Source organism: Streptomyces sp. NPDC049970, from assembly GCF_040660235.1.
Lineage (GTDB): Bacteria > Actinomycetota > Actinomycetes > Streptomycetales > Streptomycetaceae > Streptomyces.
Window position 1 is genome coordinate 338,646 of record NZ_JBFALP010000006.1, and the last position, 13,263, is coordinate 351,908.

Here is a 13,263-nt window from a genome sequence, read left to right on the forward strand (position 1 = left end):
ACACCCCCTTGCGCTTGATCGTCGCAACGGTGTCAGGTTTTACGGTACGTGCATGACCTCCGAGACCACGACCTCCCTGCTCCTCTCCCCCACCCGCCTCGGTCGGCACGCGTTGGCGAACCGCCTGGTCATGGCGCCCATGACCCGCAACCGCGCCGAGGACGACGGCACGGCCACCCCGCTGATGGCCGAGTACTACGCCCAGCGCGCCGGAGCCGGTCTGATCATCGCCGAAGCCTCGACCCCCAGTCAGGTCGGCCGGACGTATCCGAACATCACCGCCCTGCACACCGACGCCCACACGGCCGGGTGGCGCCAGGTCACCCAGGCCGTCAGGGCGGCCGGCGGCGGACCGATGTTCCTCCAGATCCAGCACGGCGGACGTGTCGGCCACCCCGACACCAGCGGTCTCACCCCGATCGCCCCCTCCCCGATCCCGCTGCCCGAGTCGATCCACACCCCGACGGGACGTCAGGAGGCAGTAACACCACGCGAGATGACGCCCGACGACATCCGGACGACGATCCGTGACTTCGCCGCCACGGCACGGCGGGCCGTCGACGCGGGTTTCGCCGGGGTCGAGGTGCACAGCGCGAACGGCTACCTGCTCCACCAGTTCCTCACCACTGGCACCAACCACCGCACCGACGGTTACGGCGGCAGTGTCGGGAACCGGATCCGCTTCACCTCCGAGGTGATCGACGCCGTCATCGACGCGATCGGGGCCGAGCGCACCGGCCTGCGCATCTCGCCCGGCCACAGTGTCAACGGCGTCACGGACACCGATGCCGACGCCGTCTACCCCGCGCTGCTCGAAGCCAACGACGGCAAGGGGCTCGCCTACCTCCACGTCGCGTTCGCCTCTCCCGACGAGCCGCTCTTCTCCCGCCTGCGCGAGATCTGGTCCGGAACCCTCATCGCCAACCCGGTGCTGCCCACCGACCGGATCCCGGCCGACGGAGGCAGGGAGGCGGCCGAGCGCCTCCTCTGCGCGGGCGCGGACCTCATCGCCCTGGGCCGCCCGTTCCTCGCCAATCCCGACCTGGTCGAACGGCTGCGCACCGGCGCGCCGGTCAACGCCGTACGCGCCAAGTACGCGATGTACACGGGCGGGCCCGTCGGATACACCGACTACCCCACGCACTGCTGAGACGGACGGCGCGCGACTCCCTCGTCCGTCCGCCCATCCGGTCAGTCGGACGGTGGGTCGACCGGGCGGTTCGAGGCGGGCCTCCTCCAGGTGGTCGCACGGCGGGCCCATTCGGTTTCCGGGTCGCGCGTGCGGCCGGGGTCAACAGGAGCACGGGGGGGCCGGCCCGTGCTCCCGGCGTCTCTCCGCCCGCCGCTTGCGCGCGTCCCGGTCGGGAATGCCCACCGGGAGTGCGTGGAGGCCAAGAACGGCAACCTCGACTCGGTGGTGGCGGGTGCCGGGGTGCTCCCCGGCGCCTGACACACGGCGCGCCCGTGCGGCTGCGCCGAGCGGGCCGCACCCGCGGGCGGGTACCGAGGCGGCTCCGAACCGGGACGGCAGGCTCGCCCGAACCGGCTGGTAGTCGGCCGGCCTCGTGAGAGTCGGCAGGCCTTGTCGGAAAACTATGAATGATGGTTCACTTCTTTCGTGGCCTACCGGAAGACCCCCGCAGAGCTCAGGCGTCTCGAAGCCGCTCGTGACCGACTCGTGGCCGGCGCCGCTGCCGTCGTGGCCGAGGTGGGCTGGGCTCGGGCCTCCGTGACCGCAGTCGCCGAGGCGGCGGGTATGTCGGCCGGTTCGGTGTACCAGCACTTCCCGTCGAAGGCGGCGCTCGCCGTCGAGGTGTTCCGGCGCGCGGCGGGCCGTGAGCTGGACGTCCTGGGGTCCGTCCTCGGCGCCCCCGGGGACCCGGTCGAGCGCCTCACTGCCGGTGTCCAGGTCTTCGCCCGCCGCGCCCTGGAGAACCGCGGGCAGGCGTACGCCCTGCTCGCCGCACCGGCCGAACCGGCCGTCGGAGCCGAGCGCCTGGAGTTCCGCCGCCGGTACCGCGCGCTCTTCGCCGAGGTGGTCGAGGAGGGCATGGAACGGGGGCTGCTGCCGCCCCAGAACGGCGAGATCACCGCGGCGGCGCTCACCGGTGCGATCGGCGAGGTGCTGGTCGCGCCGCTCGGCGCTCCGGAGTCCGACGACACCCACGGACTCCTTCGCGAACTCACCGCGATGGCACTGCGCTGCGCGGGCGCGCCTCCCGCAGATCTCCCGCACCGCCCCGACCCCGCCCAGGAGGGCCATCATGTCCGCGACCGACACCCCGCACAGCCGCCCCTCGGGCACCACCCACGAGGTGACGAACCAGCCGCCGCCGCTGACGGGCCATGACGCGGCGGACGATCCCGTACTGATCGACGGGGTACGCCGCGAGGGCGCGGATTGGTACCTGGACGACCTGCACGGGCTCGGACGCCGTGCGGGCAGCGAGGAGGTGCAGCGCTGGGCCGACGAGGCCAACCGGCATGAACCGGTTCTGCGCACACACGACCGGTACGGACATCGGGTGGACGAGGTGGACTTCCACCCCTCCTACCACTCGCTCATGGACGTGGCGATCGGCGAGGGGCTCGGCGGGGCTCCCTGGGCGGACGCGCGACCAGGTGCGCACGTGGCGCGCGCCGCGGGCTTCATGGTGTGGAGCGGCACCGAGGCGGGGCACGGCTGCCCCGTCTCCATGACCTACGCAGCGGTCCCGGCCCTGCGCAACTCCCCCGCCCTCGCCAAGGTGTACGAACCCCTGCTGACCAGCCGCGTGTACGACGCCGGCCTGCGCACTCCGGCCACCAAGCGCGGACTGCTGGCGGGTATGGGCATGACGGAGAAGCAGGGCGGCACCGACGTACGCGCCAACACGACCGTCGCGGCCGAACAGCCGGACGGCACCTGGCGGTTGCGTGGCCACAAGTGGTTCACCAGTGCGCCGATGAACGACCTGTTCCTGGTGCTCGCTCAGGCGCCGGGCGGGCTCTCCTGCTTCCTGGTGCCCCGCGTCCTGCCCGACGGCGGTCGCAACACGTTCCGCATCCAGCGCCTCAAGGACAAGCTAGGCAACCGCTCCAACGCGAGCGGCGAGCCCGAGTTCGACGACACCGTGGCGTGGCTGGTCGGCGACGAGGGCAGGGGTGTGCGCACCATCATCGAGATGGTCACCATGACCCGGCTCGACTGTGTGCTGGGCTCGGCCGCCGGCATGCGCGCCGCACTGGCACAGGCCACCCACCACGCACGCCACCGCACGGTGTTCGGCGCCAGACTCGTCGAACAGCCCCTGATGCGCAACGTCCTCGCGGACCTGGGGCTGGAGTCGGAGGCGGCGACCACGCTGGCCCTGCGCCTGGCCGGGGCGACCGACCGGGCCCAGCGCGGCGACGCCCAGGAGCGCGCCTTCCTGCGCCTGGCCACCGCGATCGGCAAGTACTGGGTGTGCAAACGCCAGCCGGCCGCCGTCGCGGAGGCACTCGAATGCCTGGGGGGCAACGGGTACGACGAGGCGTCCGGCATGCCCCGCCTCTATCGCGAGGCTCCGCTCAACGGCATATGGGAGGGCTCGGGCAACGTCAACGCGCTGGACATGCTGCGCGCACTGGCGCGTGAGCCCGAGTCCCTCCAGGCCTTCCGTACCGAGATCGAGGCAGCCGCCGGAGCGGACGGGCGGCTCGACGCGGCCTGGCGCGAGCTCCAGGGAGAGTTCGTACTCACCGAGGACGCGCCGCTGCGCGCACGCCGGGTGATCGAGCGCGCTGCTCTCGTGCTGCAGGGCTCGTTGCTCGTCCGCCACGCACCGCACGCCGTCGCGGACGCCTTCTGCGCCTCACGCCTCGCCGGTGACCGCGGGCTGGCGTTCGGCACCCTGCCGGCCGGGGCCGACTTCACGGCTCTGCTCGAACGGCTCCCCGTCTGACCCGTGCCCCCGCGATCGGCTGGGGGCACCCACCCCCGCGGCCCTCGCAGGTGATGATCAGGCCCCACACCCCGTGCCTCGGACGTATCCTCGCCGAGGCACGGGGAGCAGCGGACGGACAGGGCGGCGGACAGGGTGGCGGACAGAAGCAGGGCCGGCCGGGCGGCTCCGGACAGCGGATCGCGCGCCCCGACACCAGGGGTCTCCGTGTCCGCCTCCCTCGGCGCACAGGCACGTGACGCCCTCCTGCAGCGCATCGTCGACCGGCGCTACGAGCAGGGCGCGCGCCTCGTCGAGCGGGAGGTCGCGGAGGAGCTGGGCATGTCCCGCGTGCCCGTACGCGAGGCGCTGCGCGCCCTGGTCACCGAAGGCCTCCTGGAGTTGCTCCCGCACAGCGGCGTTCGCGTCCGGCGGCTGGCCCTCGCGGACGTGGAGCACCTGTACGAGGTGTGGGAGCCCCTGGCGGTGCAGGCCTCGCGGCTCGCCGCCCGGGCCGTGGCGGCGGGCGAGGCGGGACAGCTCGCCGCGTTGGAAGCGACCCTCCGCCAGGCCGAATCCGCGGCGGCTGCGGACGAGGGAACACGCGAGGTGGCCGCGCACACCGCGTTCCACGAGGGCGTCGTGGCGATGTCGGGCAACCCGTTGCTCGCCCGGACCATGGACCAGCTGAGCTGGCAGCTGCGGCTGTTGTTCGGCCTGCGCGAGGAGCCCGCGCACATGCGCGCCCAGCATGCCGAGATGTACCGGCACATCTCGGCCGGGGACTCGGAGGCCGCGGCAGCGAGCACCCTCCTGCACGTGCGCGACAGCCGGGTCGTCGCGCTGCGGACCATGTTCGGCGAACACTGACGGATTTGTATACCAAGGCTACTCGCCCATAGCGCGCACAAGGTCACGGATCAGGCAGATACGGCACCTTTTGCCACCTCCTGGGCACAACCCTTGCCCGCCCGCGCCATACTGGTATACAAACTGGGGACTCATCGACTCCCTCCCCCAAGGAGCTCCCGTGTGCGTCGAAGCCACTCCCCCGCCCCCCGACAGGCTGACCCGACGCGGCGTGCTCGCCGGTGCCGCGGCACTCGCCGGCACGGTGGCCGCAGCGGGCTCGGCGTCAGCCGCACCGGCGGACCGTGCCGCCGCGTCGGGCGTCGGCGGCCGGCGCGCCCCCGGCACCCGGGCCCGTGGCGGCAGCCTCGTGATCGAGGGCGGCACGCTGCTGGACCCGGCCACCGGTGAGGTCACCGAGAACGCCGTGGTCGTCATCGAGGACGGGACGGTACGCGCCGCGGGCCGCCGCGGCGATGTCACCGTGCCCCGGCACATCGGGAAGACCGTCGACGCCCGTGGACGCTGGGTCCTGCCCGGCCTCGTGGACGCGCACATCCATCTCAGCACCGCGACCGAGGCCCGTGACGCCGTCCGACAGGGCGCGACCAGCGCCCGCAGCGGTTCGACCAGCTTCTTCCAGGACATCGCCGTACGTGAACTCGCCCGCCACAGCCCCGAGCTCGCGCCACGGCTGACCGCGGCGGGCGTCTTCGTCACCCCGGACCTCGGTGACACCGTGCTGGCGGACCCCGATCTCACGACGCTCGCCCGCCTCGATGACGGCGTGCGCTCGGCCGAGGCACTGCGCCGCGTGGTCCAGGTGAACCTCGCCCGAGGTGCCGACGTGATCAAGACGCGCGTCAACGAGCGCGCCGGGCTGCCCGAGCAGGATCCGCTGGCCCAGGTGTACTCGCACGAGCAGCTCTCCGAGATCGTCGCCGCGGCGCGGCGGGGCGGCAAGGGCGTCCTCTGCCACAGCTACAGCGAGCAGGGCTGCCACGACGCCGTCACTGCCGGAATCCGCTCCCTGGAACACGGTGCCTTCGTCGGCGAGCGGACCCTGCACGAGATGCGCCGCAGGAGCACGTACTTCACGCCCACCCTCACCGCCATCGCCGGTCTGGCCGATTCCGCGGACCCGGTGCTCGCCGAACGCGGACGCACCTATCTCCCCGTGCTGAAGCGGGCGGTGCTCGCCGCACACGAGATCGGTGTCCCGCTCGCCGCCGGGACCGACTCCTCGGGCGGCACGATCAGCCCCATCGGCAGGGAGGTGGAGCTGATGCGCGCGGCTGGGCTGCCCGCGCTCGACGCGATCCGCACCGCCACCACGGGCGCCGCCCGCCTCCTGGGGCTCGAGCGCTCGGTGGGCCGCCTCTCACGCGGCTTCACGGGCGACGCGATCCTCGTGGACGGCGACCCGTTGGCGGATCCCGCCCTGCTCAAGGAGCCGACACGGGTGATACGGGCCGGAATCCCGGTCTGATCCCGCCCCGACCCCGCCGAAGGAGTTCCCGTGCAGCCGTCCCAGTCTTCCCCCGCCACCTTCGACCGCCGGACGATGCTGGCCGGTGCCGCCGCGCTGGCCGGGACAGCGGCCACGAGTACCGCCGCGTCCGCCCGTGCCCACGCGTCGCCCCCGCCCGTCGACCCCACCGCGCCCGGCGAGACGGACGTCCGGGGGAAGCCGGGTGCCCATGGCCGGGCCGTGGTCTTCCGGGACGTACGTCCGTACGGCGCGGCGGAGTCCAGCGATCTCGTGGTCGTCGACGGCCGGATCTCACGTGGCCCGGCACCCCGCGGCGCGACGGTCGTCGACGGTGGCGGACGTATCGCTCTCCCGTCCCTGGTGGACGCGCACATCCACCCCGACAAGACGACCTGGGGCGGCTCGTGGGTCTCGCGGCGTCCGGCGGACGGCATCGCCGACTACGTGGCCCAGGACGTGGAGCTGTTCCACAGCCAGGACCGCTCGGTCGCGGAGCGCGCGTACGGCCTGATGGCCCACGCGGTCACCCGCGGCACACGGGCGATGCGCGCCCATGCCGACGTGGCCCCGGCCTACGGCCTGGCCGGGCTCGAAGGGGTGGCGAAGGCCCGTGAACGGCTTCGCCACGCCCTGGACGTCCAGATCGTGGCCTTCCCGCAGCACGGTGTCATCCGTACACCGGGCACGGCGCAACTGCTGGAGGAGGCCGCACGCTCGGGCGCCGTCGACATGATCGGCGGCATCGACCCCATCGGCTTCGACCAGGCGCTGGACGAGCAGCTGGACCTGGTCTTCCGCATCGCGGACCGGCACGGCATCGGCGTGGACATCCATCTGCACGACCGCGGGGAGAAGGGGCTCGACGCGATGCGCGGCATCATCGAGCGCACGCGGGCACTGTCCCTCACCGGCCAGGTCACCGTGAGCCACGTCTTCTGCCTGCCCGAACTGTCGGACAGTGACCTCGGCTCGATGGCCGCCGACCTGGGCGAGCTGGACATCGCGCTCACCACGGTGGCGCCGTCCGAATCCCTGGTGCTGCCCGTCGCCCGCCTCCGCGAGCACGGGGTACGGGTGGGACTCGGCTCCGACGGGGTACGCGACTCCTGGAGCCCGTTCGGCAACGCCGACATGCTGCACCGTGCCCAACTGCTGGGGTGGGTGACGGACGTGCGACTCGACGACGAGTTGACGGACTGTCATCGTGTGGCGGCGGACGGCGGAGCCGACGTCATGGGCCTGGCGCACGCGGACCTCCGGCCCGGCTCCCCGGCCGACTTCGTCCTCGTGCGGGGCGAGTGCCTGCCGCAGATCGTAGTGGACATGCCCCGCCGGGACCTGGTCGTGCACGGCGGAGCCGTCGTCGCCCGCGACGGGAGGTTCCTGGACTGACCCCGGTCGGCGCGCGCCCTCCGGGCAGGGGCGGCAGCGGGCCTCATCGGACGGAGGGCATCGTCCCGCCGTCCCGCAGCCTCGCGTTCACCCGGAACCGCGCGTCGCGCCGGGCGGGGACCGCCAAGGTCTGTCCCTGGGCGGTACCGAGCACCGAACCGGTCACCTCGATGCCCCGCACCGCGCGGCTGCCCGCCGCGAGCACGTACCAGGCTCCCGTCGGCGACCTCCAGTGGGTGCCTGCGACGACATGCTGTCCGAAACGGCTGCACAGGGCGGTGTTCCTACGGTCAGCCACCACCTCGGCCGGGTCGGTGGGTGATTGCGCGGGCGGGACGAACTGCACCAGGACACGGCCCTGGCCCCGCCAGGTGTCCGCCCTGGTGCACACCCAGCCGGCCCTGGTCCGGGTCCCGGGGAGGGGCTGCTCGGCGAACTGCCAGTGGTTGACCGCCCTCACCCCGGAGCCCCGGAGGTCCTGGAGCGAGCAGGCCGTGCGGGCCCAGCCGGTGAGCGCGTCGGTGCCCGTCGCCTCGCGCGGCTGCCTGGACGGCGCACCGGATCCGGGCTTGGGGGTGTGGGTCAGGTGCACCGGGGCGAGATCGCCGAGATCCGTCACGAGGAACGCGTGCTTCTCCACGATCTTCTGCGACGACCGCAGCTGCATCACGGGCCAGGACCGGCATCCGCCGGCCGGAGGACCGGGCACCTCGGCGGTGACCCCGTCCTTGTCCACGGGCAGTGGCTGCGCCGGTGCGTCAGGGCTCAGGAGATCTCGCGTCGCCGACTCCGCGACCCAGGGCGCCAGCAGGAACCTCGCCGCCGTACCGGAGCGGCTGACGGCGAGTGCGGCGGCGGTGGTGACGTCCGCGTCGTCGACCCGGGCGAAGTCCAGGTGCGAGGCGCCTTCCCCGGACAGCGGTTCGGCGTAACGGACGACACGTACGCCGCTGTCGTGGAACAGCACCACGGCCTCGCCGTCCAGACGGCCCGCGAACAGCAGTCGAGGCGGCTCGGCCGGCGGCACGTCCGCGGTCCCGGGGGTGACCGTGACGACGGCGCCTGCGGGAGGCCGGGCCCAGCTGTCGAGCGCCCGTCCCAGAAGCGCCTCGTCCTCGGTGCGGCTGCCACGCGGGGACCAGGCGCTGAAGTCCACGCGCGAGGTGTCCGCCCACTGCCCCGACGGCGTACGCGCCAGGGCAGCCGGGTCGAGCGCCCCACCGGGCAGCGTGGCGCGCGGGGCGGCGACGGTCGGCCTGGCGTCGTCGGCTCCCGCGCCGGCCGAGACGGCGAGCCCTCCCGCCAGGGCGAGGAGCGCGAGGGCCGCCGCCCCCGCTCGCACGCGGTGCCTGCGGCGCAGCAGGTCGCTGGGGCGGGTCTGCACCGTGCACGGATCGAACTCGGCCGACCGCAGGAGCAGGCGGACCCGCTCGTGGTCGCTCCCCGCGACCTGTCCGGCCGCCCGTACGGCTTCGGCGGGATCGGCGACACCCGCCTCCGTGAGCAGCGAGCGTGTGCCGTCGCCGGACAGCGACTCCAACAGCAACAGGCCGAGGGCCGCACGAGCGGGCCCGGTGACGTCCGACAGCGCCCGGTCGAGGTTGAACTCCTCCATTCCGCCCGCCCGGGGGAATAGCCTCAGTCCCCGGACCACCGGCACCGAGGGCCGCAGAGCTGCCGGTGCGGGCAGGCGTGCGGGCCACCAGCGGGGCCGCACTTCGTACGCCAGCGCGGAGCGCACGACCCGCAGGCGGACTCCCGCGTACGCGGGTGAGTACGTGCCGTCACCCGCAGGACCGGCGGTGCGCGGCGCGGGAACCGTTCCGCCACCCTGGCCCGGCTCCGTGCGCACCGCGCCGTACAGCGCCCGTTGTACCGCGGCGTGCGCGGAGAGGACGCGGCGGTGCCGGCCGAGGGACGGCGGGAGCGTGAGGTAGGCAAGTCGCACGAGGCGCGGGTAGTGCTCGACGAGCGCGGCCTCGGCCTCCTTCACGTCGAGGCGCGCACCGCGCCCGAGGATGCGAAGCGGCGAGGGATGGAGCGGCATGGGTGGGTGCCTTCCGAGCCGTGGGCGGAGAACCGTCATCGGGGCAAACGAGCCAATCGTGTGACGGTCACATCAGCCGGTCCCGCCGACGGTCCGCGGGGCGCGCGGTCACCCTTTCGGAGCCACCCCGCGACGGCACGGGTATTCCCTGTGGATCACCGGGTAGGCGGTCGGTCGTCGAACGATCAGCATCAGAACATGCGGTGGGAGGGCGGACCCGATGGCCGGCGGCATGCTGGAAGAGGACCTGTACCGTTTCGAGGCGCTGCTGGACGAAGGGGAGCGCGAGACGCTCCACCGTGTCCGGGAGTTCCTGCGCGAGGAAGTGGCCCCGCACGCGGACACATGGTGGGGCAAGGCTTCGTTTCCTCACCATCTGATCCCGCGTTACGGGGAGTTGGGCATCGCGGGCCTGGCGTACGAGGAGTGCGGGAAGACCACCGCGAGCAGTCTGCTGAGCGGCTTCATCGCGTTGGAGATGGCGCGGGTGGACGCGTCGATGGCCACGTTCTACGGGGTGCACGCGGGCCTCGCCATGGGAAGTATCGCCCGGTGCGGGTCCGAGGAGCAGCGCCGTCGCTGGCTGCCGGCCATGGGGCGGATGGAGCAGATCGGGGCGTTCGCGCTGACCGAGCCCCAGGGCGGGTCCGACGTGGCGGCCGGCCTGCGTACCACCGCACGGCGCGAGGGTGACACCTGGGTGCTGAACGGGGAGAAGCGGTGGATCGGCAACGCCACCTTCGCCGATCTCGTGGTCGTCTGGGCCAGGGAGGAGGGCGGGGAAGGCGGCGTGCTCGGCTTCGTCGTCGACAGTTCGACCCCTGGGTTCTCGGCGGGACTCATCGAGAACAAGATCGCGCTGCGGACGGTGGAGAACGCCGACATCGTCCTGGAGGACTGCCGGGTCCCCGAGGCGGACCGGCTCCAGGAGGCCCGCGGGTTCCGGGACACCGCGGACGTGTTGCGGCACACCAGGAGCGGGGTGGCCTGGGAAGCGGTGGGCGTGATGCTGGCCGCGTACCGCATCGCCCTGGACTACACGCGCGAGCGCGAGCAGTTCGGCGGGCCCGTCGCCCGCTTCCAGCTGGTGCAGGACCTGCTGGTCCGCATGCTCAGCGATGCCACCTCCTGCCTGGGCATGGTCGTGAGGCTGGCCCAGTTGGAGGACGAGGGCACCTTCCGCGACGAGCACTCGGCGATGGCCAAGGCCCACTGCACCACCCGGATGCGCGAGGTCGTGGGGTGGGGGCGCGAACTCCTGGCGGGCAACGGGATCGTGCTCGACTACAGCATCGGGCGTTTCGTCGCCGACGCGGAGGCGCTCTACTCGTACGAGGGCACGAGGGAGATCAACACCCTGATCACCGGCCGCGCCGTGACCGGCCTCGGCGCCTTCGTCTGAGAGAAGGTCCGCGGTTCTCCCCCACGACCACCGCACCGACCGCCACGCCGGAGGCTTTCGGCCGGATCGGGCAGGGTCTCCTGCCCGATCCGGACCGAAGGAACCGGCGTGGCGGTCCGTACGCGCCCGGCTCGACGGGGTCGGTGGGACAGGCCGTCAGAAGGGCATACGGCCACGCGCGCGACGGCCGGCCGATCCACTGCGGCCGACGGCCTTGGAGCTGCTGCGGAAGGGCTTGCTGAAGATCCGCCCCAGCACGCCGGGAGCCTTGCCGCCCGCCCGCGACCCCAGGCCGAGGGTGCGCTGGGTACCGCGTTCCGGATGCCGGGAGAGGCGCGGGACGAAAAAGGCCAGAACGGCCAGGACAACACATACGGCAACTATGCCGACAACCACCATGACGAGCTCCTCGAATCGACGTCGGACCTGCCGTGTGCCCGACGGATCCCCCGGTATGCAGCCGTGTGCGACCGGGCGCCGCGTGGCAGGCACGCACGCGCACGGACACCGGAGGACGGGCCCGAACGCGCGTCGCCACCCGCCGCCACGAGGAGTGGGAGCCGGCGGGGCGGCGGATGCCGGTCCGGCGTGCGGTCGTTTCTCTGATCGATAATCAGATCTGTTGCACCGCAGGCATGGTGGCAGCGACCAAGCTCTACCTGAATGGCGTAGGGAAGTCGGAACCGCGCAGGGCCGCAAGCCGTTCTTCATGCCAATACACGACAGCCGGCCCGCAGCGGCGGCGATCGAGAGGACGCATCATGAAGAAGACGGTCGGGTGGGCCCAGGACGGCGACGACTGGACGATCACCGTGAACGGGACCCTCTACCGGGCCATCGAGCGCCCGGAGGACGGGCGGGTACACAACTATCTCGTGCGCGGCAACGATCTGACCGCCGAGTGCCCCTCCCTGGGGCACGGACTCAGAGCGATCCGGGCACACGAGTCCGCCGGCAGCTGACCCGGCGGGGACCACGACGACGGAGCCGGCCACCTCGGCCGGCCTCCGCGGCGGCGGGCGGTGCGGTACGCACACCGCCCGGTCGCCGGCTCCGGCCCCGGCTCCGGCCCCGGCCCCGGAGCGGCTTCGCCCGGATGCGCACCTCACCCGAAGAGCGGCAAAATGGGGCGTACCGCAGAAGCGGGTCTCCGATCCCGTCGCTCAGGCTCCCCTGCCCGGCGGCGCTGAGCACCCCCTGCGGCCATCCGTCGAGGAGGTCCACGTGACCGGCACAGCTCGCCCACTTCACGGCCGTGTCGCCGTCGTCACCGGTGCGGCGCGGGGCGTGGGTGAGGCAATGGCTCGGGAGCTGGCGCGGCGCGGCGCCACTGTGGCCCTGCTCGGCCGGGAGGAATCGACGTTGGCCGAGGTGCGGGAGACCATTCCCGGGGCCATGTGCTGGGAGGTCGATGTCACCGACGACGCCCGCATGGCGGAGGTGGCCGACGACGTCAGGGCCCGGATGGGCCCCGCCTCGGTCGTGGTCGCGAACGCGGGACTGGCCGAGGGCGGCCCGTTCGCCGATTCCGACCCGGTGACCTGGCGGCGCGTGATCGAGGTCAACCTCGTCGGCAGCGCGATCAGCGCACGCGCCTTCCTGCCCCACCTTCGGGCCACGCGCGGCTACTACCTGCAGATCGCCTCACTGGCCTCGATCGGGGCGGCACCGATGATGAGCGCCTACTGCGCCTCCAAGGCGGGAGTGGAGTCGTTCGCCCACTCACTGCGCGCCGAGCTCGCCCATGAACGGGTGGGCGTGGGGATCGCGTACCTGAACTGGACCGACACCGACATGATCCGGGACGCCGACGCGCACCCCGTGCTGAGGGAGTTGCGCGCGCACATGCCGAGGCCCGCGCGGAAGGTGTACCCGGTGGAGACCGTGGCCGGGCACCTGGTGCGGGCGGTCGAGCGCCGCCGGGCCGCCGTGTACGCCCCCGGGTGGCTCCGCGCCACCCAACTGGTGCGCGCGGCCATGCCGCCGGTGGTCACGGCCCTCTCGAAGCGGGAGATCCCCAGACTGGAGCGGAAGACGTCCTTCGAGGTGACAGGCCTGCTCGGGGCCGGCGGGCGGGCCGACCTCGACGGCCTGGGCGGATTCGGCGGCTGAGCGGGCGTACGGATTAAGCGTGTGCTGCCCGGGCCGGATTCTGCCAGGCTGCCGATCCGGTCCCGGG

At 72.9% G+C, this 13,263-nt stretch carries 10 protein-coding genes and 1 pseudogene; 9 read left to right on the top strand and 2 right to left on the bottom strand.

The annotated features are described in order from the left end of the window. Nucleotides 1–52: 52 nt before the first annotated feature. From AB0I83_RS14980 to AB0I83_RS15005, 6 genes and pseudogenes are all read left to right on the top strand, one after another. Complete coding sequence (locus AB0I83_RS14980) at nt 53–1,150, top strand: alkene reductase (RefSeq protein WP_363304856.1); 1,098 nt, start codon at nt 53–55, stop codon at nt 1,148–1,150. A 468-nt stretch (nt 1,151–1,618) separates the two neighbouring features. Continuing rightward, a pseudogene (locus AB0I83_RS14985) lies at nt 1,619–2,218 on the top strand (TetR/AcrR family transcriptional regulator); the annotation flags it as partial. Between the two features lie 46 nt (nt 2,219–2,264). After that, nucleotides 2,265–3,923: an acyl-CoA dehydrogenase family protein gene (locus tag AB0I83_RS14990; protein ID WP_363304857.1), complete on the top strand. Its 1,659-nt coding sequence runs from the start codon at nt 2,265–2,267 to the stop codon at nt 3,921–3,923. A gap of 207 nt (nt 3,924–4,130) precedes the next feature. Beyond that, nucleotides 4,131–4,772: a GntR family transcriptional regulator gene (locus AB0I83_RS14995; RefSeq protein ID WP_363304858.1), complete on the top strand. Its 642-nt coding sequence runs from the start codon at nt 4,131–4,133 to the stop codon at nt 4,770–4,772. A gap of 160 nt (nt 4,773–4,932) precedes the next feature. Next, complete coding sequence (locus AB0I83_RS15000; protein ID WP_363304859.1) at nt 4,933–6,240, top strand: amidohydrolase family protein; 1,308 nt, start codon at nt 4,933–4,935, stop codon at nt 6,238–6,240. Nucleotides 6,241–6,315: 75 nt separating this feature from the next. Beyond that, nucleotides 6,316–7,635, top strand: coding sequence for an amidohydrolase (locus AB0I83_RS15005; protein WP_363304880.1), 1,320 nt, complete (start codon nt 6,316–6,318; stop codon nt 7,633–7,635). A 43-nt stretch (nt 7,636–7,678) separates the two neighbouring features. On the opposite strand, the gene AB0I83_RS15010 is transcribed toward AB0I83_RS15005, so the two are convergent. Continuing rightward, nucleotides 7,679–9,682: a hypothetical protein gene (locus tag AB0I83_RS15010; RefSeq protein WP_363304860.1), complete on the bottom strand. Its 2,004-nt coding sequence runs from the start codon at nt 9,680–9,682 to the stop codon at nt 7,679–7,681. Nucleotides 9,683–9,902: 220 nt separating this feature from the next. Here AB0I83_RS15010 and AB0I83_RS15015 point away from each other — a divergent pair, with 220 nt between their 5' ends. Next, nucleotides 9,903–11,084 carry an acyl-CoA dehydrogenase family protein gene (locus tag AB0I83_RS15015; RefSeq protein WP_356839419.1) on the top strand — a complete coding sequence of 394 codons (1,182 nt, stop codon included), beginning with the start codon at nt 9,903–9,905 and terminating at the stop codon, nt 11,082–11,084. Between the two features lie 156 nt (nt 11,085–11,240). On the opposite strand, the gene AB0I83_RS15020 is transcribed toward AB0I83_RS15015, so the two are convergent. Beyond that, nucleotides 11,241–11,483: a DUF6411 family protein gene (locus AB0I83_RS15020; protein ID WP_356529635.1), complete on the bottom strand. Its 243-nt coding sequence runs from the start codon at nt 11,481–11,483 to the stop codon at nt 11,241–11,243. A gap of 362 nt (nt 11,484–11,845) precedes the next feature. Between AB0I83_RS15020 and AB0I83_RS15025 the strand changes: the two genes are divergently transcribed. Then, nucleotides 11,846–12,046, top strand: coding sequence for a hypothetical protein (locus tag AB0I83_RS15025; RefSeq protein ID WP_356529634.1), 201 nt, complete (start codon nt 11,846–11,848; stop codon nt 12,044–12,046). Between the two features lie 262 nt (nt 12,047–12,308). Continuing rightward, the gene (locus AB0I83_RS15030; protein WP_363304861.1) at nt 12,309–13,196 is read left to right on the top strand and encodes an SDR family oxidoreductase; all 888 of its coding nucleotides are present in this window, start codon (nt 12,309–12,311) and stop codon (nt 13,194–13,196) included. The last annotated feature ends 67 nt before the right edge of the window (nt 13,197–13,263 follow it).